The organism is Enterococcus olivae, from assembly GCF_053760925.1.
Genome location: NZ_JBSMVT010000001.1, coordinates 50,626 through 71,940, shown reverse-complemented (window position 1 = coordinate 71,940; position 21,315 = coordinate 50,626). Strand labels below are relative to the sequence as shown.

General features: G+C 40.6%; 30 protein-coding genes. 29 read left to right on the top strand and 1 reads right to left on the bottom strand.

The window, feature by feature from the left end; translation table 11 throughout:
* Positions 1-775 precede the first annotated feature (775 nt).
* Positions 776-991 carry a hypothetical protein gene (locus tag ACWODM_RS00430; protein WP_455319383.1) on the top strand — a complete coding sequence of 72 codons (216 nt, stop codon included), beginning with the start codon at positions 776-778 and terminating at the stop codon, positions 989-991.
* A 152-nt stretch (positions 992-1,143) separates the two neighbouring features.
* Here ACWODM_RS00430 and ACWODM_RS00425 read toward each other — a convergent pair whose 3' ends face one another.
* Positions 1,144-1,377 (bottom strand): hypothetical protein, encoded by a 234-nt coding sequence (locus ACWODM_RS00425; RefSeq protein WP_455319382.1) that lies wholly within the window; start codon positions 1,375-1,377, stop codon positions 1,144-1,146.
* A gap of 154 nt (positions 1,378-1,531) precedes the next feature.
* On the opposite strand from ACWODM_RS00425, the gene ACWODM_RS00420 reads away from it, so the two are divergent.
* The 28 genes from ACWODM_RS00420 (at position 1,532) to ACWODM_RS00285 (ending at position 21,310) form a co-directional block, all read left to right on the top strand.
* Positions 1,532-1,747 (top strand): hypothetical protein, encoded by a 216-nt coding sequence (locus ACWODM_RS00420; protein ID WP_455319381.1) that lies wholly within the window; start codon positions 1,532-1,534, stop codon positions 1,745-1,747.
* Positions 1,748-1,760: 13 nt separating this feature from the next.
* On the top strand, positions 1,761-2,018 hold the full coding sequence (locus ACWODM_RS00415; RefSeq protein WP_455319380.1) for a hypothetical protein: 258 nt from the start codon (positions 1,761-1,763) through the stop codon (positions 2,016-2,018).
* A gap of 90 nt (positions 2,019-2,108) precedes the next feature.
* Positions 2,109-2,324, top strand: a complete 216-nt coding sequence (locus ACWODM_RS00410; RefSeq protein ID WP_455319379.1) for a hypothetical protein — start codon at positions 2,109-2,111, stop codon at positions 2,322-2,324.
* A gap of 2 nt (positions 2,325-2,326) precedes the next feature.
* On the top strand, positions 2,327-2,542 hold the full coding sequence (locus tag ACWODM_RS00405) for a hypothetical protein (protein ID WP_455319378.1): 216 nt from the start codon (positions 2,327-2,329) through the stop codon (positions 2,540-2,542).
* 53 nt (positions 2,543-2,595) lie between these two features.
* Positions 2,596-3,480 carry a terminase small subunit gene (locus ACWODM_RS00400; RefSeq protein ID WP_455319377.1) on the top strand — a complete coding sequence of 295 codons (885 nt, stop codon included), beginning with the start codon at positions 2,596-2,598 and terminating at the stop codon, positions 3,478-3,480.
* On the top strand, positions 3,465-4,757 hold the full coding sequence (locus ACWODM_RS00395; RefSeq protein ID WP_455319376.1) for a PBSX family phage terminase large subunit: 1,293 nt from the start codon (positions 3,465-3,467) through the stop codon (positions 4,755-4,757). The genes ACWODM_RS00400 and ACWODM_RS00395 overlap by 16 nt, the downstream gene beginning before the upstream one ends.
* A 14-nt stretch (positions 4,758-4,771) precedes the next feature.
* On the top strand, positions 4,772-6,202 hold the full coding sequence (locus ACWODM_RS00390; RefSeq protein ID WP_455319375.1) for a phage portal protein: 1,431 nt from the start codon (positions 4,772-4,774) through the stop codon (positions 6,200-6,202).
* Positions 6,180-6,437, top strand: coding sequence for a hypothetical protein (locus tag ACWODM_RS00385; RefSeq protein WP_455319374.1), 258 nt, complete (start codon positions 6,180-6,182; stop codon positions 6,435-6,437). Before ACWODM_RS00390 ends, ACWODM_RS00385 begins: the two co-directional genes overlap by 23 nt.
* The gene (locus ACWODM_RS00380; protein ID WP_455319373.1) at positions 6,430-6,723 is read left to right on the top strand and encodes a ribosomal-processing cysteine protease Prp; all 294 of its coding nucleotides are present in this window, start codon (positions 6,430-6,432) and stop codon (positions 6,721-6,723) included. Before ACWODM_RS00385 ends, ACWODM_RS00380 begins: the two co-directional genes overlap by 8 nt.
* The gene (locus ACWODM_RS00375) at positions 6,720-7,001 is read left to right on the top strand and encodes a hypothetical protein (protein ID WP_455319372.1); all 282 of its coding nucleotides are present in this window, start codon (positions 6,720-6,722) and stop codon (positions 6,999-7,001) included. The genes ACWODM_RS00380 and ACWODM_RS00375 overlap by 4 nt, the downstream gene beginning before the upstream one ends.
* 12 nt (positions 7,002-7,013) lie before the next feature.
* Positions 7,014-8,693 (top strand): minor capsid protein, encoded by a 1,680-nt coding sequence (locus tag ACWODM_RS00370; RefSeq protein ID WP_455319371.1) that lies wholly within the window; start codon positions 7,014-7,016, stop codon positions 8,691-8,693.
* On the top strand, positions 8,690-8,863 hold the full coding sequence (locus ACWODM_RS00365) for a hypothetical protein (protein WP_455319370.1): 174 nt from the start codon (positions 8,690-8,692) through the stop codon (positions 8,861-8,863). The genes ACWODM_RS00370 and ACWODM_RS00365 overlap by 4 nt, the downstream gene beginning before the upstream one ends.
* 63 nt (positions 8,864-8,926) lie before the next feature.
* Entirely contained in the window at positions 8,927-9,142 is a 216-nt protein-coding gene (locus ACWODM_RS00360) for a hypothetical protein (protein ID WP_455319369.1), read from the top strand.
* A gap of 49 nt (positions 9,143-9,191) precedes the next feature.
* Positions 9,192-9,374, top strand: coding sequence for a hypothetical protein (locus ACWODM_RS00355; protein WP_455319368.1), 183 nt, complete (start codon positions 9,192-9,194; stop codon positions 9,372-9,374).
* Positions 9,374-9,496, top strand: coding sequence for a hypothetical protein (locus ACWODM_RS00350; RefSeq protein ID WP_455319367.1), 123 nt, complete (start codon positions 9,374-9,376; stop codon positions 9,494-9,496). Before ACWODM_RS00355 ends, ACWODM_RS00350 begins: the two co-directional genes overlap by 1 nt.
* Before the next feature lie 176 nt (positions 9,497-9,672).
* On the top strand, positions 9,673-10,287 hold the full coding sequence (locus ACWODM_RS00345; protein WP_455319366.1) for a DUF4355 domain-containing protein: 615 nt from the start codon (positions 9,673-9,675) through the stop codon (positions 10,285-10,287).
* Positions 10,288-10,304: 17 nt separating this feature from the next.
* Entirely contained in the window at positions 10,305-10,688 is a 384-nt protein-coding gene (locus ACWODM_RS00340) for a hypothetical protein (protein ID WP_455319365.1), read from the top strand.
* 12 nt (positions 10,689-10,700) lie between these two features.
* The gene (locus ACWODM_RS00335) at positions 10,701-11,783 is read left to right on the top strand and encodes a major capsid protein (RefSeq protein ID WP_455319364.1); all 1,083 of its coding nucleotides are present in this window, start codon (positions 10,701-10,703) and stop codon (positions 11,781-11,783) included.
* A 71-nt stretch (positions 11,784-11,854) separates the two neighbouring features.
* Positions 11,855-12,187, top strand: a complete 333-nt coding sequence (locus ACWODM_RS00330) for a phage head-tail connector protein (RefSeq protein WP_455319363.1) — start codon at positions 11,855-11,857, stop codon at positions 12,185-12,187.
* A complete protein-coding gene (locus ACWODM_RS00325; protein WP_455319362.1) occupies positions 12,184-12,516 on the top strand; it encodes a hypothetical protein in 333 nt (110 codons plus the stop codon). Before ACWODM_RS00330 ends, ACWODM_RS00325 begins: the two co-directional genes overlap by 4 nt.
* A 25-nt stretch (positions 12,517-12,541) precedes the next feature.
* Positions 12,542-13,066 (top strand): HK97 gp10 family phage protein, encoded by a 525-nt coding sequence (locus tag ACWODM_RS00320; RefSeq protein ID WP_455319361.1) that lies wholly within the window; start codon positions 12,542-12,544, stop codon positions 13,064-13,066.
* Positions 13,063-13,431 carry a hypothetical protein gene (locus ACWODM_RS00315; RefSeq protein WP_455319360.1) on the top strand — a complete coding sequence of 123 codons (369 nt, stop codon included), beginning with the start codon at positions 13,063-13,065 and terminating at the stop codon, positions 13,429-13,431. The genes ACWODM_RS00320 and ACWODM_RS00315 overlap by 4 nt, the downstream gene beginning before the upstream one ends.
* Before the next feature lie 14 nt (positions 13,432-13,445).
* Complete coding sequence (locus tag ACWODM_RS00310) at positions 13,446-13,895, top strand: phage tail tube protein (RefSeq protein ID WP_455319359.1); 450 nt, start codon at positions 13,446-13,448, stop codon at positions 13,893-13,895.
* Between the two features lie 77 nt (positions 13,896-13,972).
* On the top strand, positions 13,973-14,695 hold the full coding sequence (locus tag ACWODM_RS00305) for an Ig-like domain-containing protein (RefSeq protein ID WP_455319358.1): 723 nt from the start codon (positions 13,973-13,975) through the stop codon (positions 14,693-14,695).
* Positions 14,696-14,777: 82 nt separating this feature from the next.
* On the top strand, positions 14,778-15,188 hold the full coding sequence (locus ACWODM_RS00300; RefSeq protein ID WP_455319357.1) for a DUF6096 family protein: 411 nt from the start codon (positions 14,778-14,780) through the stop codon (positions 15,186-15,188).
* A 50-nt stretch (positions 15,189-15,238) separates the two neighbouring features.
* The gene (locus tag ACWODM_RS00295) at positions 15,239-15,601 is read left to right on the top strand and encodes a hypothetical protein (protein WP_455319356.1); all 363 of its coding nucleotides are present in this window, start codon (positions 15,239-15,241) and stop codon (positions 15,599-15,601) included.
* Positions 15,570-20,945: a peptidoglycan DD-metalloendopeptidase family protein gene (locus ACWODM_RS00290; RefSeq protein WP_455319355.1), complete on the top strand. Its 5,376-nt coding sequence runs from the start codon at positions 15,570-15,572 to the stop codon at positions 20,943-20,945. The genes ACWODM_RS00295 and ACWODM_RS00290 overlap by 32 nt, the downstream gene beginning before the upstream one ends.
* Before the next feature lie 11 nt (positions 20,946-20,956).
* Positions 20,957-21,310, top strand: coding sequence for a DUF6711 family protein (locus tag ACWODM_RS00285; protein ID WP_455319354.1), 354 nt, complete (start codon positions 20,957-20,959; stop codon positions 21,308-21,310).
* Positions 21,311-21,315: the final 5 nt, after the last annotated feature.

Sequence of the window (21,315 nt, the reverse complement as noted above, 5' to 3'; positions counted from 1 at the left end):
CTTTGTGCCATTCAGTCATCTGACAGTGATTGAGTGATGATTTAGTGTTTGGCGGTTACACGTTGAAAGACAAAAACCGCTATTAATTTTGGTGTTCGAAAACTGAAAACTGAATAAATTTTTAAACCTAGTGCAGAACGTGTGAACAGCGTGCTAGGACGATGCGGTAGTAAGTCGTGATTTTAGTATAAAGGGATACTTTTATATTAAAATGCCATAACCTAGAGATAGGGATAAGGCTTTTCCTAAAAGGGAAAAAGCGCAAAGTATCGTGTGGAAACTATGCAGAAATAAGGTGCAAGACTTTCGGGCGAGATAATAGACGTCGCAGATGTGAAAGAATCCAAGTTAGGCGGAGGCGTGAGAAACCTGGTAGACCTTGGAAAACTCAAAAGAATCGCTTTGACGAGAAACCTAGAAATAGGCGTTTAACGAAAGACCTTGGCACGAGTAGCTTAATTCGTCAGCAAACATTTTGGATAGCTATGTCGACAGATGACAAACATTTAAAAGATGCTGAATGTTCGAGTGAAAGTTGTGGGGCGTCGACCTCGACCATACATTAAAAGCAAGAAGAAGTTGTCGGGTAGCTCCTGATGATTCAGCCTTCTCGGGTATGTAACCTAATAATTTCAAAAATAGTGGAAGCAGGAAGAAAAGCCTAAAATTTATCAGTTTTGAGTTTTCGAACTCATTCCTATCGTTTTTCTCTCTTTTTGTAGGGCTACCTTGCCATGGGTAGTCCTATTTTTATTGTCATTAAGGCGGTGTCGTTATGTATTGGTATCTAACAGTTAGTAATAAGTGTCCTAAAAACAGAAGGATCGCCATTAAGCTAGTAAAAGCTAGATATATCTTATTTGCATTAACGGTGGAAGCGGATATAAGCGCCATTAAGGCATGCAAATTGATTTATCTAGGCAATGGATCCATTAACGACAAACACATCCAAGGCGCATTAATACGTGCCATTAAAGCTGTCGGCTATTAAGTGCCCATAAGGTGCAAGTCCTTAGATCAGCATAGCAACCCATTAAGTCAGCGGCAGACGTAAGATATCACCCCTTTTAAAAATCATTTGTAATGGGTTGCTTTACATAGTAAAAAAATAGCCGCCTTAATAGGCGGCTTGAAAGGGAAGTATTATATTTTGCGTTTGTTATCGGCGTACTCTTCTATATCTGATCGCAGATACAATTTAACTTTGCTTGACGTTGTCCCGTCAGTCTCGTAAAAAGGCTTGAACATCCCTGCTCGTTCTGCGTTGGTAAATGCCTGGGCGGATTGATTGGTAACTTTCATGGCATCTTGCTTCTTTAGTAGGTTATTTTTCATAAATTCTTGTAACTCATCCAAACTTTTTATATTTATTTCCATAGTAAAACCCCTCTCTTTCAACGTTTATAAACATATTATACATATAATTATATAAATGTTCAACTTTTCTTCGTTTTACTGTTGACATTATATGTATATAATTATATACTATGAATGTAAACAAGAGATAGACAAAAGAAAGAAGGAAAAGAAAATGAACTTATTAGATCAATTCAAAAGATTTTTAGAAAATCAAATCAGCAACCCAGAGATCGAAGCAGAAGACAGAGTACCTTTCAAACGTATTCTAAGCGTAAAAGAAGATGGCATTGACTTAGTAGCAGAAACAGAACTAGGGAGCTTCACATACGATTACAACTGCTACCAAGACTTAGGCGACACGCAACTATTTGATTTTGAATTAGTTTAAGGGGATGGAGAAAATGAACCAAGTATATGAAAATACACTATTGCAACAAAAAATAAAAAAAGATTTGCATAAATTGTTAGACTTAGATTTATTTTTACAAGTTGAGGTATTAGATAGCAAAGAAGATCTAACAGATATACAGCTAGCCTACTTAGGAGTTGCTATAGAAGTAGCCTGTGAAAGAGGATTGATTGAAGTAACTGCAGGCGGTGAGATCGTTTATCTGAAAAGAGATATAGACTTGCTAAGAGCAGAAAAAAAGAACCACTAACAAAAGTCAGTGATTCGGGATAGGTTAAACTTTGGACGGTCAACCTATCCCAATCATAACACAAAATAAAAACGATTGGGAGAGATTAACATGGCAAAACAAATTATTGGAGTAAGTAGCAAGTATCAATTCGGAGCTTGGGAGCATAGAGTAGTTAAATTCGAAACTACGGAAGATGCTGAAAAATGGCTAGAAACAGAGGAATACGACTTTAGAGAACGTGAAATCTTTACTAGCGAATGGCACGCGATCCGTCTTATCGGTCAAGGTGGAAAGAAAATGATCCAGGAAGCCGAGGTGCGATAGGTATGAGTAAAAGTTTAAAATCAGTCTCAAACTCGCAAGAAGATTACTTAGATAAATGTTTAGCTGTCTTTGGATATATCCTAGATGGCAATAGATTGACACCCAATGACCTACGAGCGCTAGCGGAGTTTAAAGCAGATGATCGTGATCGCTTGCTAAAGGCATATGCGGTTAAGTTAGAACAAAACGAAGATAAAACAGAGATAGAAGTTTGGTGATTGTACCGAGCTTCTTTTTTTGCGTACATAGATAGAAAGGTGGTGGCGCTGATGTGGAAAAGCGAGAGTTAGCATTTAATCTATATAAAGACAGTAACGGAGAGAAACCACTCGTTGAGATCGCTCAAGAAGTCGGCGCATCACCCGGAACGGTCAGAGGTTGGAAGTCTCGCTATAAATGGGATGAGCTAATAGGCAAAGAAACCGAAACGGTGAAACGTAGCGTTGCAAAGAAAGAGCGTAGCGTTACACGTAGCGTTGCAGAGAGCGAAACGCCTAAGATGGTTATAGATAATGACGATCTAACAGAAAAGCAGAAACTCTTTTGCTTGATGTATTTTGAGCATCGTTTTAATGCTACAAAAGCTTATCTATCTGTATTTGATTGTAAGTATAATACAGCGATGGTTGAGGGCTCGAGATTGCTTAGAAACCCTAATGTAAAGAAAGAACTCAATCGGATCAAAGCAGAGTTGCAAAGAGATAGCTATGTGACGATCAAAGACATCATAGCAGAGTACGCCAAGCAAGCTTTTGCAGAGATAACCGACTTTACAGAGTTTGGAACAGAAAAAGAAGTTTACGAACTTGAAAAACCTTTGATCACGGATGAAGTCGATGAAAACGGTATGCCGATCGTGAAAACAACTGGCGAAGTGAAATACTCTTATGTTCATCTCAAAAGTTCCGATGAAGTCGATGGTTCGCTTATCCAAGAAGTTAAGAAAGGCAAGGATGGCGTATCTGTGAAGCTGTACGATAAACAGAAGGCGCTTGATATGCTGTTTAGGTATTTAGGCGGCGACGAGTTAAGAAACGCTCAAATCAAAGCACAGATAGCTAAAACGGTTGATCATGACGATGGCGAAATAATAGAAGATGACGGCTTTATTGAGGCTCTCGAATCAGAGGGGGCGGAACTATGGCCAGACGAATAAAAACAGTTTTCAAATTTAAACCATTTAGCAAAAAGCAAAAGCAAGTTTTGACTTGGTGGACTGCAAAAAGTGCTGTAAAAGAAAAAGATGGCATTATTGCAGACGGTGCTATTCGTAGCGGTAAAACTCTTTCTATGTCCTTATCATTCGTTTTATGGGCGATGGCTACGTTTGATAACAAAAACCTAGGGATGGCTGGGAAAACGATTGGATCGTTTCGCCGTAACGTTTTATTTTGGCTCAAATTGATGCTCGTAGCTCGTGGTTATCGTATCAAAGACCATAGAGCGGATAACATGCTGGAAGTTAGTAGGAAAAATAAAACGAATTACTTCTATGTATTCGGCGGGAAAGACGAACGATCCCAAGACCTTATACAAGGGATCACACTTGCAGGAATGTTTTTTGATGAAGTCGCCCTTATGCCAGAAAGTTTTGTCAATCAAGCAACTGGGCGTTGCTCGGAAGAAGGATCTAAGTTTTGGTTTAACTGTAACCCTGACGGTCCTTATCATTGGTTTTATGTCAATTGGATCCAAAAAGTAAAAGAAAAGAATATAGTTTACTTACATTTTACGATGGATGACAATTTGAGCTTGTCCGATAAGATAAAAGTCAGATACAGAAGCATGTATACAGGAGTTTTCTATCAGCGCTATATTTTGGGCTTATGGACGGTTGCCGAGGGGATTATTTACGACATGTTCGATCAGTTGAAACATGTTTACAATCAACTAACCGACCTTTTACCCAATCAAAATTATATATCAGTCGATTACGGTACGCAGAACGCGACCGTTTTTCTTTTGTGGCAAAAAGGGAAAAATGATATTTGGTACTGCACAAAAGAATATTATTATTCCGGGCGAGAAAAAGGAAAACAAAAGACTGACAAAGAATATGCTGACGATCTGCAAAAGTTTATCGGCAGTACCAAAATAAAACAAATCATTATTGACCCTTCCGCAGCTTCTTTTATCGCAGAGGTTCGCAAGCGAGGGTTAGAGGTTAATAAAGCAAAGAACGATGTGGCAGACGGTATAAGATTCGTTGGCACGCTGTTAAATCAAGAAAAAATATTATTTAGCCCAACTTGTAAAAACACACTGAAAGAATTTAGTTCGTATATCTGGGATGAAAAAGCTGCGAATCGTGGCGAGGATAAACCTGTAAAAGAACACGATCACGCAATGGATGCTGTTAGATATTTCGTGTATACGATTATCGCTAAAAGTCCAGTGGCTACAGTTGCGGAGAAACCAGATTGGATGACATAGAAAGGAGGCTGAAAATGGCAATTGCAATAGATAGAGAGCTAGCGGGTGATATTCGCAACCCTAGCTTTGATGTAATCAATTATTGTATCGAGGAACATGAGAAAGAACTGCCACGCCTGCAGATGCTATTTGATTACTATGACGGCAAACCACACAAGGAAGGCAAGGAAGCATCTAAAACACCTCATGAACTAGATGAAATCTATGTCAATCTCGCTAAGTATGTAACGGACTTGATGACAGGCTTTTCTGTCGGAAATCCTTTATCATATACCGTACCAAAAGGCGAGGATATAACTGTTTTAACTGATGCCCTCGCAAAAATGAAGATAGCCAAGCATGACATAGAGCTTGAAAAAGGATTGTCAGCGATGGGGCAAGGCTTAGAATTGCATTATTTAGCTGTTGACGAAAAAACAGATGAAACCTATCCCAAGGTTGCATGGATCGATCCTAGAGGGATGTTTCTAGTTGTAGATGACACCGTAGAGCGTACGCCATTGTTTGCGGTTAGACCTAGAAAGAAACAAGACCTTACACGCACTGAATATTGGGAGATTACTGTTTACACTAAAAACCATCAAATCACTTACAAATCTAAAAATAAGAAACTTGAGCCAGGTCAATTGATGGAAACGCCGAAAACGAAAGAGCATTTCTTTGGCGATGTGCCAGTAGTCGAATTTAGAAACAATGAAGAAAAACAAGGCGACTACGAGCAAAACTTATCGCAAATTGACGGTTACAATCTATTACAGACTGATCGGATCAAAGATAAGCAAAACTTTGTAAAAGCGATGATGGTTCTATATGGCTTTACTTTGCCAGATAAAAAACCAAAAACAATGAATGGTAGCATTATCTTACAAGCACCGTCTCAAGGTGGAGAAGAAGGCGCTAAGGTCGAATATGTCACTAAGACCTTTGACGAAACACAAATACAAGTGTTAGCTGATTCCATCCTTGATGACTTTCATAAGACTACCTACGTGCCGAATTTAAACGATGAAAACTTTGCAGGAACACAGAGTGGCCAAGCGATGAAGTTCAAACTATTAGGCTTGCTTTTAGCGTTATCAGTTAAAACATCTTACTTTGAGGATGGTGTTATCAAACGTTTGCGACTGATTGGCAATATCTTAACCGTAAAGGGTCAAAAAGTGGACACAGACCGTGTAAACGTGCGCTTTAAGATTAACCTACCGTTTGACCGTAAAGACGTTATAGATCAAATCAGAGACTCACAAGAGTTTGTACCGTTGTTAGTTAGTCTAGGCTGGTTGGATGATGTTGACAATCCGCAAGAACTGCTTGAGATGTTAAGGGAGCAACAAGAGGAAAATATCGAACGACAAGCAAAACTGCTAGGGTTACAAGCTGATAGAAGTCATAGCGATTTAGAAGAGAATGAGGATGATGAAAATGAACAAGGAAATGAAGAATGAACTTAAAAGAAGAATAGAAAGTAATAAGAATCTTTTAGGTTTATCAACGATGGCTGGAATTATTATAGGATTGGTATTTTGTATCGTTTATAGCATTCTATCAATGATAATTGCTTTCCATTGGTTGCATGTTACTATGTTGATTGTTTGCTTGTTGATGATTCTTTATCTTAGATGGCTAATGAATTACACAGCTAAAAAGATGGTTAAAGTCGAGGTGTCTTTTGATGATTAAAGCAACCTTCAAGAAACAAAACGATAAATTTTACTGGTACAACGTAGAAGGGCATGCAAACTATGCCGAAGTTGGCAATGATATAGTATGTGCTGGCGTTTCTTCTTTGTTTATCACAGTAACCAATACCTTGCTATCATTCGGGCGAACGTTCGAACGTGATGGCGGGTATTTTGTTTTAGATTCAAGCGTTAAAGAAGATGTCTGTTTGCAAGTCTTATTTGATGGTTTATCAGATATTGCGAAAGAATACCCCGATTATTGTAGAGTGGAGGTAGTAGAATGAAAGAAGTAACGATCATTACAACTGATGGCGGAAAAATATGTTTTGCTACGACAGAGGAACAGCTCAAAGAAATTTTGGGGAGTGTTTCAAAAGGCATGACATTGGAAGTCGGTAATACTATTCATTATTTAATGCCGAATCAAGTTATTAGAATTGAAGTCGAAAGCATGGATGACACTGGTCGAGCGATATTCTATGCTGAGGAAGCTCTCAAAAAAGTAGATAGAGTATTATCTGAATCAAAATACCGAAATGGCTACGCAGAATTAAATATTTAAGGTCGTGATTAGATGGCCAAGAAGAAAAAGCTACCCTACTGGCAAATGCGAAACGTTGACCAAGAGGAATACATGCAACGTGGCATTGATCCAGTACAATCAAAAATAGCGAAAGCTTATTTGCAGGCTCAAAAGTATCTGACCGACGAAGTAAACAAGCTTTTTTCTCGCGCTCGACTTACAACCAATTCAACCGAGGAAGAACTCAAAAGGGCGCTAAACGTAGCTGTAAGCCCTAGTGAGGTACTCGAATATCAAAGGTTAGCGAAGTCCATTGACACGCCAGAGATTGCAGAACAAGCGCAGAAACAGTTGAATATTCTAGCTTACAAGCATCGGATCACGCGCCTAGAAGATTTAAGAGCTAAGTCGTGGCTAGTTGCTAAGCAAGTGGCAGACGTTGAGTACAAAGAGCAAACGGACTTCTACATTGAAGAAATCCATAAAAGCTATAGAAATGCGGTCGCTGAGGATGTAATTCAGCGACTCGAAGACAAAGGCATAGCCGTTGAGAGTTGGAACCGTGCTAGAAGGTCTGGTAACGTCCCTATCGAGGTTTGGAATCAAGATAAAAAGCACAACGGACATGAGTTTAAGGAGTTATCAACCAAGGAAACGAAGAACATCCTAGAAACTCATTGGAAAGGTTCGAATTATTCCAAACGCATTTGGAAAGATACTGATACTCTTGCTAAGAGGTTAGAAGAGTTGTTTACCGTTGAGGCAATGACGGGCATGAGCAACCAGGATATGGCGCGCACGATCGCCAAAGAGTTTGAAACGTCTATATTTGTTGCGAATAGGCTTATTCGGACAGAAGCTAACTATGTATCTAACCAAGCGAAGCTCAAAGCGTGGAAAGATCGTGGCGTTGAAAAATATATGATTGTAGCAGTCCTTGACCTTAGAACCTCGTCTATTTGTCGGAAATGGGATGGAAAAGTTCATAAAGTCGCAGATGCAGAAGTCGGAGTCAACTTTCCTCCCGGTCATCCGCATTGCAGATCCATTGCCGTGGCTTACTATGGTTATCGATCGACTATCGGACAAAGGACGGTCAGGGATCCTATCGGAGGCGGTACATTTATCATGAAACGTGATCAAAACTACAACGATTGGATGAATGCACTGCTTGAAAGATATTCTCATGAAGAAATTGAAACCCAAAAGAAAAAGATCAAACATTTGAGTAGAGACAACAAAGACTACAAGCGATTAAAAGACGTTGTCGGTAAAGATGCACCTGAATCGTTGGATGATTATCAAAATATCAAGTATAATAACGGTAGAGATTGGCAACTAACTAAATTAGACTATCAGCGAAGAGTCAGGCTTGAAAGAAATCCAGAGCTTGCTTTACCTAATGCGGATGTGGCGACGATCGATGATAGAAAGTTTACCGAATATCTATTTAACGAATCAAGTAAATCTGGTTATCCTAAAGGCAAGCTTATTTCTAGTAGTTTTGGGTATGGAAAAGACAACTATCAGGAATTCAAAGATGAAATACTGAAACGTAGTTTATCTTATCCCGCAAGAGATAGGGGCAATAACGGCTACGGTAATTCATATGAACAAAAAATGATTATGTATAACAACAAAGGAAAACCATATAATTTCGTTGTCGGTTGGTTTGTCAAAGGGAATGAAACTAAGATGTCTACTATCATGATAAAGGAGGTCAAAAAATGACAATAAAAGAATATGACGGTGTCACCCTTAAAGACGGACGTGAAGCAACTGTGATCGAAAAATTTGATGACACTCATTTCATGGTGGACGCTAGCACAGAAGAACAAGAGTGGGGAATCATTGATGTAACTATTGATGATATCGAAAAAGTAATTCAGAAATCAAAATAAGGCGCATGGCTAAACAAAAGCTGTGCGCTATTTTTGTACTTAAAAATAAAGGAGTTGAACATCATGGAAAACCGCAGAAAACCGTGTGATGCCGAAAGATTCTTTAAGGATATGCCTAGAAACTTACAACTCGAAGCTATCCGACAACTGGAAAGGCAGAAAAAACCACCTGATAGTATAGAGTTGCTTTACCGCTCCCAACAAAGAGAATGGGAATATTTCAAAGCTCATAGAGCGGAAAGGACGGCTGATCTAACTATCTCGCAGCTAGTGCGTTAAATAGTGGTTTGTGCAAAAAGCGAACTGACCAATCGAAAGGGTGAAAAATATGGATAAAGATTTAATTATATTTCTTGTAAACGGTAGTACGTTAAGATTCCAAAATGTGAATAACTTTAAAGATGATGGCGAAGTAATCACTTTTGATTATTTTGGCGTAGCTACTCAAACGAAACGTGATGCAATGTTTGATTTGGGCAAAATTGCTGGATATGCATTATCAGCAGATTAGTGGCTTGCAACTATTATTTGCTAACCACTCACGAAAGAGGTGTAACAATGGATGAATTTGTCGTTGATGATGAGGATTTGGATGAAGAATACTATGAAGCAGAAGATTTAGGCATTTACTAAGTCTTTTTATTTTGCCCAATACTTTGAAGGCGTTAAAAGCTAAGTAACTAATAAATCGTGTACGTGTCATAATTGAATAAAAAATGTTTTAAAGGTGCTGTGTGTGGGTTGAAAAACGTTCATGGAGCATTATTTTTATGCTCAATTTTGGGGTGTATGGGGTAAGGAGAATGAACATGAAATTTACAAAATTATGCGATGAAAAACTAAAATTAAACTTGCAACTATTCACCGGAGATGGTGGCGATGGTGGGGAAGGCGGTTCAGATCAACCGATCACGTTTGGCAGTCAAGCAGAACTTGATTCTATGATTGATAAACGAACTGCTAAAGCTTTAGAAACTGCTCATGCCAAATGGAAAGAGCAAGCAGAAAAAGAACGCCAAGAAGCCCTTACAGAAGGTCAGCGCATGGCTCAAATGTCAGAAGCAGAACGCAAGGAAGAAGAAGCACGCAAACAGTCGGAAGCCGAAGCGAAACGTGAAGCGGATTTAACAAGCCGTGAGCTACGTTTGACAGCTTTAGAAGAACTTGCTACTCGTGAACTTCCAAAAGAATTGATCGGGGCTGTGGTAACGACTAATGCCGATGACTGCAAGAAATCAATCGAAGCTATCGAAACAGCATTTCGTAGTGCGGTAGAAGCTGGCGTAAATGAACGTCTCAAATCATCGGTTGATATTCCAGCGGGTTCAGGTGGTGGCAATGGTAAACCAGAAAAAGGCTCAATCGGCAAACGTTTGGCACAACAACATGCACAAGAAACTAAAGAAAGTAATTTCTTTAAATAAACAGGAGGTAAAAACATATGAAAATGGGTCAAGTAGTAACAAAAGGAACAGCGACTAAACAGATTCTATTGAATGCTAGTTTGTTCGAATCATTAGGCGCTCAAATCGGAGATACAGGAGTGACCGCGAATAGCAATGGTCGCAAATTAATTCCAGCAGGTACGCCAGTTGGTGGTAGTGCTGACTTTTTGGCCAGCGAACAAGCGGTATTGGTCGTTTCTAATGACGAAAACGCTCAAGGAGTGCTTATGCACGAGGTAGATGTTACAGGCGGAACAGCAAACGGTACGGTATTGATTTTTGGATTCGTGAACGAGTTCCGTATTCCAGATGTAACTGTTACTGATGAAGCAAAGGAAGCGTTAGATGGCAAAGTGACATTTGCTAAACGCAATAAATAAGGAGGACAGAACATGAACAAATATTTAAAAATGGGATTGCAGTTGTTTTCTACTTCAATTTTTGAATTAGTGACTGCACAAGAAACAGCGTCTTATTGGACAGAAAGTCCTAAATACAAAGCACCTTATTTAGGTGAAGAATTATTCCCAGCAGATAAACAGTTAGGAACAGAAATTCGTTGGGTTAAAGGCGGAATTGGAGCGCCTAAGTTCTTGAAACCATCTGGAGTAGATGCGCCAGCAATTCCACGTGAACGTGCTGAATTCGACAAAGTTATCACTAAATTAGGTTTCTTTAAAGAATCTCTATACATTGATGAAAACTTACGTCAACAATTGAATTTGGTTATTGCTAGTGGTAATCAACAAATGATCGATGCTGTTTTAAACAAAATCTTTGATGACAACGCCAAATTGATTGAAGCGGCTCGTGTTACTCGTGAAATCTTGCGGATGCAATTACTAATGACAGGTACAGCCACTATCAAAGGTAATGGTCAAGAATACGAATTGGATTACGGTTTCAAGGAAGGGAACAAAGCGACTGCTAAGGTTTCTTGGTCTGATCATGAAAATGCTGATCCAATTCAAGATATTACTGATTTGATGGATAAAATCGAGCTAGAAACAGGCGAACGTCCAACTCGTGCGGTGACAAATTTAGCAACGTTCAAACATATCATTGCAAACAAGACTGTACGTGATTCTATTGTTTCTCCAGCGCTTCCTAAAGCGATTATTGGGCGTAATCAAGTATTGAGTTACATTTCTACCGAATTAGGTTTGACAGTCGTTATTTACGATAAAATGTACCAAGATTCAGAGGGAGCTTCTACCAAATTCATTACGGACAATCGCTTTTCTCTGTTGCCAGCTGGTACTATTGGTCAAACTGTGTTTGCAACTACACCAGAAGAATCTGATCTAATGAATAGCAACGTTGCAAATGTAGCGGTAGTTGATACTGGTGTTGCGGTAACAACTATGCAAAAAGCTGACCCTGTTCAAGTTGAAACGAAAGTGACAATGAATTCATTGCCAACTTTTGAAGGTATTGATTTAGTTGGTATCATCGACACTGTCGCTCAACCCTAATGCTCCCCAAAACGTTGTAGTAACTCCTACAACAACAGGGGCGATTATTACAGCGGAATAGGGGGATTGTGATGAACAAGACCAATAAAGACGCATTGGATAAGCTACAAGAACAGCTAGCTCGTAAGTTTGACATTACCGATGAAACAGAAAAACAAATACTTGCTGATGATTTAGAAGACTGTCTAGCAGAAGTCCTTGACTATTGCAACCGTGAAACCCTTGAGGGAAACATGGCGAAAGCAGTCAAGGACTTGTTTGTTATTCGTTCGAATCAGGAAGGCAACGAAGGCGAGGAAAGCCGTTCCGAGGGCGGTGTTACTCGTAACTTCGAAACCGGGATGCCGAAACACCTTAGAACGATGCTCAACAAGTACCGTCTAGGGAGTGTGACAAGCTTATGAGACTGACGAAAAAAGATACACAAGAAGTCATCCTAAAAAAGCGACAAGTCACTATTGTTCCCAAAGGCGGGGAAAAGATTGAGTATATCGAACCTAAGCCGATCAGAATGACTATCCAACCAGCAGAAGGGCTTGTAATGGCTCAAATCTACGGTAACAAGCTTTCTACCGTCAAGGCATGTAAATACATCGGAACAGACATCATCGAGGGTCAGAACGAACTTGATGGTGTCTGTGTTTATGTGTCGGAAGATGAAAAGCCTGATTTTTATATCTCGTCAATCAAAACCTATTCTCAACATACAAATGTTGTCCTAGAAAGGTTGTGATGTGATGGGCGTTGAAATCAGGGGAATGAACCGACTGCGTAGAAAGTTGAAACAGATACCTAAAATTGCAAAAGAAGCGGCGATCGACGCGACTAGCGATGTGGTTGATCTCACTCAAATCTATGCGGTTCAAAATGTCCAAAGTCAATCCAAGCATCCGACAGGCGAGCTTGCACAGAGTATTAAAACGGAAGTCGCCGAGGATGTCAGCGGAAATGTTGTGGGTAGGGTTTGGTCGGACAAGAAACAAGCGTTTTTCAAAGAATTTGGGACGGGTCCCGTCGGTCAAGAGTCTCCCAAAGACTTACCACCGGGTATTGTTCTTAGTTATCGTCAAACTCGGTGGTTTTTCCCAACAAGTTATGTGGACAGAGACTTGAGTTTGCTGTATGGCATGCTGACGGTCTCTATCAAGGAAGTTGATTTCTACATGACACGAGGACAACCAGCTAGTCCGTGGCTATATCCCGCACTGAAAGATGCGAGCAAAGAAGCACCGGGCATTTTCAAAGAAACGCTGAATCGGTATATGAAGGAGGGGCTTAAATGATTTATGATATGCAACTAGAAACATGGGAAATTCTACAAGGCATCAATGAACTAAAGTTAGTCCTCTCTGATTATCCGGATTCGTGGAGCAAGTTTCCGATGGCGATTTACAGAACAAAAAGAACAACTCATTTCAAAGATGCGCACAAACGAGAAATCCAATCCGCTTGGATCATTACGGTTGAAATATACGATGATGACAAAGCGGGAGATTTAACTTCGATCGTCACTAAAATTGATGAAAAATTTAAAAGTATAGGCTTTGTGGGTAACGATACCGATGCAAATGTCGCCGATTTATCGAGAAAGATTCTCGAATATCGGGGCATCGTCGATAACGATACCCATTTTGTTTATCAAAAATAATAGGAGGTACTTTTATGTACAACATTACTTTGCACCAAGATAAATTAAAAATGGATTTGCAAACCTTTGCTTTAGCTTCGAAAGGAGCGACATTGTCCTACAAGCAAGATCAAACTACAGTAGAAGTTGCAAAAATCCGCACGATTCCACAAATTGGCTCTGATCCAGAGCGTCTAGATGTAACTCACTTGAAATCAGAACGCCGTGAATACATCAAAGGGATTCAAGATACTGAAAATCTTGAGTTTGAAGCGATTTACGAAAGTGATGAATACGCAAAAATCTTAGCGTTGGAAGAAGCTGGTGATCCGTTGGATTGGGTGATCGCTTATCCAGATGGATTGAAAGTTGAATTTAAAGGCGAAATTTCAACTCGATTGAACGGGATTGAAGTCAATGCCGCATTGATTTACACAATCGTGCTAGTGCCGAATACAGCACCAGAAGTAACACCCGCTCCCTAATGCTCCCCGCAATATCGTTATAACACCAACGACAAGCGGGGCGGTCATAACCGCCGAATAAGAAAGAGGTGAACAGATTGAATTTATCGATTTTCAAAAATGGAACAAAAATTGTCGAAGGAGAGGGTGCACGAGTTGAGCTAGACAACCTCAACCCGAATACTCAAATTCCGGAGGGCGAGTATCAAGTGGCTTGGGTACAGGGTGACTTCGTATCTGACATGACACCCTTAGAGGCGTTCAGGACACTGCTTATCGTACCAAGTGGAGTAACTCTTAACAAAACTAGCACAAGCATTGTTATTGGCTCTACAGAGACTTTAACAGCCACAGTTGCACCAAGTAACGCTACAAATAAAGCTGTCACGTATTCTTCTAGCAATCCGGACGTTGCAACTGTGACTAATTCGGGTGTGGTTACCGCGGTTAGTGCTGGAACGGCTACTATTACTTGCACAACGACTAGTGGTAACAGAACTGCTACTTGTGCGGTGACTGTTACCGATCCAGTTGTAAATGTTACTGGTGTGACGTTATCGCCTAAAACATCAAGCGCAGAAGCTGGGACTGCTGGAAGTCGCCAATTATCTGCAACGATTGCACCAACAAATGCCACGAATAAAAATGTTGGCTATGCGATTGCGCCAAACGCAACTGGCTTAGCGGTAAGTTCTAGCGGGAATATCACTTGGACTGCCGACACACCACCAGGAGTGTACACCACGACAGTCACAACAGCTAATGGCAATCGAACTGATACGAACGTCTTGACTCTGACAGCGCCAGAACCACCAGAATAAGACGAACCGGAAACAGAAGAATAACAGGAAAGGTCAGTCTTAATCGGCTGACCTATTTTTTATATGAATAGGAGAAAACACCATGACTGAAAACAAAATGATCAAAATGCCAACATTCAAAGAAGTGAAATTTGGAAATTTACTGCTAAAACTCCAACTGAAAGCCAAAGACATTTATCGGATTGAAAACCGCTTAGATGAATCCTTGATGAGCTTGTTTATGAATAGTAAAGGTGGAATGGGTCTACCAAGCACTAAAAAAATGCTGATCGTTCTGCAAGGTGCGAACCAAACGCCTAATGTCAGCGACGATACGATCTTTACCGCTTTTGAAAAATTCTTAGACGAAGGCAATTCTACTATGGACTTGATGAACATTATCCAAGAATTGCTGGATGAGTCCGGTTTTTTCGGAACCAGGGAAGCACCGAAGGAAACCGAGAAGGAGAAGGAAGTCAATTTCGACGAGGAAGCGACGGACTTCGAAGTGTAAAGCAGTACAAGACACTTACTGAACTCTTTCAAGATATGGAGCCACTAGCATTGCAATGGGGAATACCCGCTGATCGCTATTGGGATTTAACCTACCTAGAAATTATCGCTCAAGTAGAGGCCAACAAGAACAGGTACGAGCTTGAGATGAAAAACCGAGCGATGTTTGACTACAACTCGGCTCAATTGAACGCATATGCGTTCAATACACCTAACAAGATGCCTAAAATCTATGAAATGTATCCATTTTTGGAAGAAGAAAGAAAACAAGTATCTAATAGCTTTGAAGACAACGAAGAATTTAATGAATCACTTGATCAACAACTATTGCTACAACAACTTACAGGAGTTGCAAATCATTTAAGAAAGGCAGGTGGAAAAGATGGAACTGGAAAAACTGGAGATAATCATTGATGCCAACGCAGAAAGAGTTGAAAGACAACTCTCGAAAGTGATGCCGTTTGTTGAAAAATGGGCAAAAAACATGGGTGTAACTTTAGATAAAGGTACAGAAAAAGCTGAAAAAAGCATGGATGTTTCTGAAGGCGCTACTCGTATGGAAAAACAAGTAGAACAGTTAAACAAAAACTTTCAACGTCAAATGGACTATATGGAAAAGAACTCACAAAGATCTGGCGTTAACATTAGTAAGAATCTTTCTACTGGATTTACTAAAGCTAGAAAATCAGTTGGCAAAGATGTAGATGCAATTGTCAATGAAATAAACGCTAAAATGGGTCAAGCAAGAGCTAAACAAGCGGATTTAGCATTCTTGCGTGCACAACGTCAAGGGTCTGTGGCCAACAATGATGAAAAAGGCATGATCAAGTACGATAACCAAATTGCTAGGGCACAAGCGCAACTAACGAAATATCAAGATAGCGCTCGTGGAATGGCTCGACAAATGAAGGAAGAATTTGATTCTATCCCTCAATCTTTGGATAATATCGCCAATAAAATGATGCAAAACGAAGGAAAGATTGACTCTCTTAAAGCAAAGTTACGCACGATGAATGCCGATTACGAAAAAGCGCAACTTCCTAAAGGTAGTTTTTCGAGTGGTTTTACCGGAAAGGAAGACACCGCGGCATCATTGAAAATTCAAGAGCAGATTATGAAGCAATCTAGCGTAATGGATAAATTGATTCAAGATAATGATTCGTTGCAACGTGCCTATTCAATGATTGAGGACAGAGCACAAGCTCTCGTGCCAGCACTTTCAAAAGTGAATACAGTTTTAGGTCAACAGTCACGACAAACTGAAACAGCAGGATCAGGTATTCGTCGTTTTGGTCGTACAACAGAAGGTTCCCGCGGACTCATATCTAGGCTTGCGATGGCAACTGCTAGATTTGGAACAAATGCACAAAAAGGGCTTGGAATTGCTGCGTTAGCTGCCTCTCGTTTTGGGAATGTTTTTAATAGAACATCAAGAAATGTTGATAAAGGACTCGCCAGAAACAATAAAGGGATGTTCACTCTCGGAACACAAATGAAAATGATGTTCCGAACGTTTATATTCTATGGACTACTCTTTAAAGGGTTACAACAATTATCCCAAGGTTTATGGAGTGCACTCAAAGCAAACACTGAATTTTCAGCTTCATTGAATCAAATCAAAGTCAATTTACTAACTGCCTTTTATCCGATATACGAAGCGGTATTACCAGCTATCAATGCACTGATGCGTGCATTATCGCATGCTACAGCCATTTTCGCAGGATTTATCGCCGCTTTGTTTGGCACAACGTATTCGGCTGCTAAACAAGGTGCTAAGGGGCTTTATGAAAGTGTCCAAGCGATGAATGAATCAGGAACCGCTGCGGATAAGAACAAAGAGAAAATCAAGCAAATGCAACGTAGTTTGATGGGGTTTGACGAGATCAACAATCTATCTGTTCAAAACGATTCAAACGATGGAGCGAACACGGGTAAACAACCTGGTGTCGATTTTTCTGTTCCTGATCAAAAAATTCCTGATTGGGTTTCGGGATGGGCAGCACAAGCTAAGAAAATTTGGAAGGATTTCTTCAAGCCGATTCAAGATGCTTGGGACAAACACGGAAAAAGTGTGATTGACGCTTGGAAGTATGCTTTAACAGAAGTTTGGGAATTAGTAAAATCCATCGGTCGGAGCTTCATGACCGTTTGGACAAACGGGACCGGCGAAAAAGTCGTTTCAAACATTCTTAAAATTGTACGGGATATCGGATTGATAATAGGAAATCTTGCGAGCCAGTTTAACAAGGCGTGGAATGAGGCAGATGTTGGCACACGAATCATGCAAAACATATTCGATTTGATCAACATTGTTTTAGGCACAATTCAACGCATGACTTCTGTTACTGCGAAATGGGCAGAAACATTAGATTTCAGTCCTTTGCTAGAAGCGATAAACAGACTTTTAGAGTCAATGAAACCTTTAGTTCAAAATGTATTTGATGGTATTGCATGGGCTTATGAAAATATTCTACTGCCTTTAGCAAGTTTCACTATCCAAGATTTATTACCCGCATATTTTCATTTACTTGGCGGAGCACTTGATTTTGTGAACGGAATTATAAACGGTATAAAACCAGCTTTTGCATGGTTCTGGGATAGTTTCTTACAACCAATTGCCTCTTGGAGCGGTGGTGTAATTGTCTTTATGCTTGTGAAGCTAGGAGATGCACTTTCGGCTATCGGGAATTGGATTTCGGAACACTCGGAAGGATTTTCAAAATTTGTGACCTTCTTTATCGCCTTCGCTGGTGCACTTAAAATTATTGGTGCTATTAGTAGTATCGTGAGTGTGATTTCGAGTATTTTCACTGCTTTGTCAGCAATCGGTGGTCTGGGCGGTTTACTCTCAACAGTAGGTGCCGCAATAGGAACGGTAGTTGCAGCGTTAGGCGGGCCGTTAACATTGGCAATTGCAGCTGTAATTGGCGTAGGTGTTTTGTTATGGCAAAACTGGGAAGCGATCTCAACTAAAGCACAAGAAATTTGGACGGTAATCAGTGATTCTGTTGCAGGATTTATTAGTGCTTTGGGTGGATATATTTCGGACTTCTTTAATGCTGGAATGGAGTTCATGAACGGCTTGTTGATGGGAATCGGCGAAGCATTAGCTAATATCGGAAATTGGATGGAAGAAAACATATTTAACCCAATCGTGAACGGCTTTAAGTCGTTGTTCGGTATCCATTCTCCATCGACTGTGTTTGCTGAATTTGGAGCATTCTTAATCGAAGGTTTGTACAACGGAATCAAGGACTTGATGGCGAAACCCGTTGAGATCATTACTACATTATGGACTGATATGAAAACATCTGTTTCTGACAAAACCAGTGAAATTTGGAATAAATCCAAAGAGTTATGGGGGAAAACAGGTACAGCGATCAAAAGTGCTGCGACTTCCTCTGGCAAGTGGGTTTCCGACAAGTGGAAAGATATATCTAAAGGAACATCTGATACTTGGGGCAAGGTGACTAAATGGACTTCTGACAACTGGGGCAAGGCGAAAAAGTCCGTCACAGACAATGCAAAGAACATTTGGGACAACACCAAAAGCCGTTGGTCTGATGTTTCTAAAAACACCAAGAAAACGTGGGATGATTTCACTTCGAAAGTCACTGATACGACACGCAAAGCGAAAGACAATGCGTCGAATCGGATAAACGAGATGAAAAATAATCTTGGAAGACGATTCTCCGAAACTTGGAATAGCACAAGATCAAACTTTGACAATATCTATTCTAAAATCAGTTCACAAGCAAGCAACGCTAGCTCAAAAGGTTCAAGTGCTTTCCGAACCATGCGAACTAATATGGCAAACTCACTAAACGGTTTAAAAAACACGGCACAGGGAGTTTTTGACAAGATAGGCGGATGGGCATCAGGATTGCCCGGTAAAATTGCTTCGGGTCTTAAAAATGGTGTTCAATCCATCAAAAATGCTGCGTCTTCAATTGGTAATGGCATGGTAGGTATCATCGGTAAAGCAATGAATGGTGTGATCAAAGGTATTAACTGGGTTCTAGGTAAAGTCGGGGCTGGCAAGTCTAAACTCGGCGAGTGGAAAATCCCTAAATACGCTACTGGTACAGGATATCATCAAGGCGGATTGGCCATGGTCAACGATGGACTAGGTTCTAATTACCAAGAGGCCTATCATTTACCAAACGGACAAACAGGACTATTTCCTAAGCAACGAAATATGGTTGTAAACCTTCCGAAAGGCTCCTCTGTATTAAGTGGCCAACAGACAGCGAACATGATGAAAGGCATGCCACGCTACGCTAGTGGTGTTGGTGATTGGTTCAAAGAAAAATGGCAAGGGGCTAAAGAAGTCGCTTCTGACATTTGGTCTTATGCCAAAGAACCTAGTAAGTTGCTGAACGCTGCGGTTTCTAAATTTGTCAATCTTTCAAACGCTGTACAACCGGGACTTGATATGGCCAAAGGCACGGTGGCAACCGTGGCAAGCGGTGCAACTAAATGGGTGACGGATAAATTCAATTCTGGTTACAAAAAGCACCAAGAAGAAGTCGCTGCTCAACAGCAAGCGAGTTTTGGATCAGGAGCATTTGCACCAAGATTTAGAAATCCGCCATTCATCATGACGTCTGATTATGGAAATCGAGCGAGGTTATTCGGCAAAACGTGGCATGGCGGTATGGACTACGCAGCGCCAACTGGAACACCGCTACCCGCACAACACCCTGGATCAGTCTCTTACGCCGGATGGGCAAGTGGTTATGGAAATCTAGTAGCTATCAACGTAGCTAAAGGATTGCATACATTATACGGGCACATGAATAGCATCGGTGTTCGTCTTGGGCAGTCGGTATCTGCTGGCAGACAAATAGGAACAGTAGGTAGTACAGGTAATTCCACTGGTCCGCACGTCCATTATGAATTGCGTAAAGGTAGTGTTTTTGGTCAGTCAGTCGATCCGAAAACATACGGACAAGCAACGTCAAGTGGTAAGGTTTCAGGAGTTAGGCGATTTGCACCTAACGTTGCGCGCTGGCAAGGTACAGTAGAGCGAGCTTTAGGTATGCTAGGACTGCTCAACACTGCAAATGTCAACGCAACATTAAACCAAATTCGAACCGAATCAAACGGAAATCCAAATGCGATTAATTTGTGGGATATCAATGCTAGAAATGGAATTCCTTCAAAAGGATTGTTGCAAGTAATTGATCCGACATTTAGAGCATATGCTCGTAGTCCTCACAATAAGAATATTTGGGATCCGATGTCTAACATCTTAGCTTCTATGCGCTATGCAACTTCTCGTTACGGTTCTCTTACGAGGGCATATCGAGGCGTTGGATACGCTAACGGTGGATGGGTCACAGAAGATGGTATCTATCGCATGGGAGAAGGCAACAAGAAAGAAATGGTTCTTCCTTTAGAAAAACCCGCTCGTGCGATGGAACTGATTGAGCAAGCACTCAATTACATGGGTGTAGATTGGTCAAATCCTGAAATCTCGATGCCCAGCACGTTGGAACCTAACACATTTACTCAACCTAGCCGTAACTACGCTGATAACAACGGTACTCGTTACGAAGGTGGAGGAATTCAAGACTCTATGGAGTCTATGGTCAACGGAATCATGATGGCTGTTCAAATGATGGGCGGTCAAGCACAGCAAGCACCGAATGGCGATATCATCATCAACATTGGCGGTAAAGAGTTCGGACGTTTTGCAGTCAAAGAAATTAATGATTATCACAGACGTATCGGTCGAACAGAATTGAATATTTAGGAGGTCTTTATATGGCGCATTTAGCAATTGGAGGGGTCGTTGTAAAGACCCCTAAAACTTTTTCTGTCGATATTGAAGATATTGACAGCGAGAGCGGACGTAATGCTAACGGTGATATGATCCGTGACCGTGTAGGTGTGAAGCGCAAGTTAAATCTTGAGTGGGCACCTCTTTCTGATAGTGAAATTTCAACGATTTTACAATCAGTAAGGAATCAGTTTTTTCAAGCAACTTATCCGGATCCCGTGACGGGTTCAATGGAAACAAAAACCTTTTATGTCGGCACAAGGTCAGCGCCTACTTATTCGTGGAATAGCAAACTCCCAAAGTGGGAAGGGCTAACCATGAACTTCATTGAAAGGTAGGTGGT

Coding starts and splice junctions, on each gene's coding strand:
- ACWODM_RS00415 (WP_455319380.1), top strand. CDS start 1,761: ATGAACCAAGTATATGAAAATACACTATTGCAACAAAAAATAAAAAAA.
- ACWODM_RS00345 (WP_455319366.1), top strand. CDS start 9,673: ATGAAATTTACAAAATTATGCGATGAAAAACTAAAATTAAACTTGCAA.
- ACWODM_RS00310 (WP_455319359.1), top strand. CDS start 13,446: ATGTACAACATTACTTTGCACCAAGATAAATTAAAAATGGATTTGCAA.
- ACWODM_RS00390 (WP_455319375.1), top strand. CDS start 4,772: ATGGCAATTGCAATAGATAGAGAGCTAGCGGGTGATATTCGCAACCCT.
- ACWODM_RS00380 (WP_455319373.1), top strand. CDS start 6,430: ATGATTAAAGCAACCTTCAAGAAACAAAACGATAAATTTTACTGGTAC.
- ACWODM_RS00315 (WP_455319360.1), top strand. CDS start 13,063: ATGATTTATGATATGCAACTAGAAACATGGGAAATTCTACAAGGCATC.
- ACWODM_RS00320 (WP_455319361.1), top strand. CDS start 12,542: ATGAACCGACTGCGTAGAAAGTTGAAACAGATACCTAAAATTGCAAAA.
- ACWODM_RS00325 (WP_455319362.1), top strand. CDS start 12,184: ATGAGACTGACGAAAAAAGATACACAAGAAGTCATCCTAAAAAAGCGA.
- ACWODM_RS00425 (WP_455319382.1), bottom strand. CDS start 1,377: ATGGAAATAAATATAAAAAGTTTGGATGAGTTACAAGAATTTATGAAA.
- ACWODM_RS00405 (WP_455319378.1), top strand. CDS start 2,327: ATGAGTAAAAGTTTAAAATCAGTCTCAAACTCGCAAGAAGATTACTTA.
- ACWODM_RS00360 (WP_455319369.1), top strand. CDS start 8,927: ATGGAAAACCGCAGAAAACCGTGTGATGCCGAAAGATTCTTTAAGGAT.
- ACWODM_RS00375 (WP_455319372.1), top strand. CDS start 6,720: ATGAAAGAAGTAACGATCATTACAACTGATGGCGGAAAAATATGTTTT.
- ACWODM_RS00290 (WP_455319355.1), top strand. CDS start 15,570: ATGGAACTGGAAAAACTGGAGATAATCATTGATGCCAACGCAGAAAGA.
- ACWODM_RS00385 (WP_455319374.1), top strand. CDS start 6,180: ATGAACAAGGAAATGAAGAATGAACTTAAAAGAAGAATAGAAAGTAAT.
- ACWODM_RS00340 (WP_455319365.1), top strand. CDS start 10,305: ATGAAAATGGGTCAAGTAGTAACAAAAGGAACAGCGACTAAACAGATT.
- ACWODM_RS00285 (WP_455319354.1), top strand. CDS start 20,957: ATGGCGCATTTAGCAATTGGAGGGGTCGTTGTAAAGACCCCTAAAACT.
- ACWODM_RS00410 (WP_455319379.1), top strand. CDS start 2,109: ATGGCAAAACAAATTATTGGAGTAAGTAGCAAGTATCAATTCGGAGCT.
- ACWODM_RS00420 (WP_455319381.1), top strand. CDS start 1,532: ATGAACTTATTAGATCAATTCAAAAGATTTTTAGAAAATCAAATCAGC.
- ACWODM_RS00430 (WP_455319383.1), top strand. CDS start 776: ATGTATTGGTATCTAACAGTTAGTAATAAGTGTCCTAAAAACAGAAGG.
- ACWODM_RS00365 (WP_455319370.1), top strand. CDS start 8,690: ATGACAATAAAAGAATATGACGGTGTCACCCTTAAAGACGGACGTGAA.
- ACWODM_RS00330 (WP_455319363.1), top strand. CDS start 11,855: ATGAACAAGACCAATAAAGACGCATTGGATAAGCTACAAGAACAGCTA.
- ACWODM_RS00395 (WP_455319376.1), top strand. CDS start 3,465: ATGGCCAGACGAATAAAAACAGTTTTCAAATTTAAACCATTTAGCAAA.
- ACWODM_RS00355 (WP_455319368.1), top strand. CDS start 9,192: ATGGATAAAGATTTAATTATATTTCTTGTAAACGGTAGTACGTTAAGA.
- ACWODM_RS00370 (WP_455319371.1), top strand. CDS start 7,014: ATGGCCAAGAAGAAAAAGCTACCCTACTGGCAAATGCGAAACGTTGAC.
- ACWODM_RS00300 (WP_455319357.1), top strand. CDS start 14,778: ATGACTGAAAACAAAATGATCAAAATGCCAACATTCAAAGAAGTGAAA.
- ACWODM_RS00335 (WP_455319364.1), top strand. CDS start 10,701: ATGAACAAATATTTAAAAATGGGATTGCAGTTGTTTTCTACTTCAATT.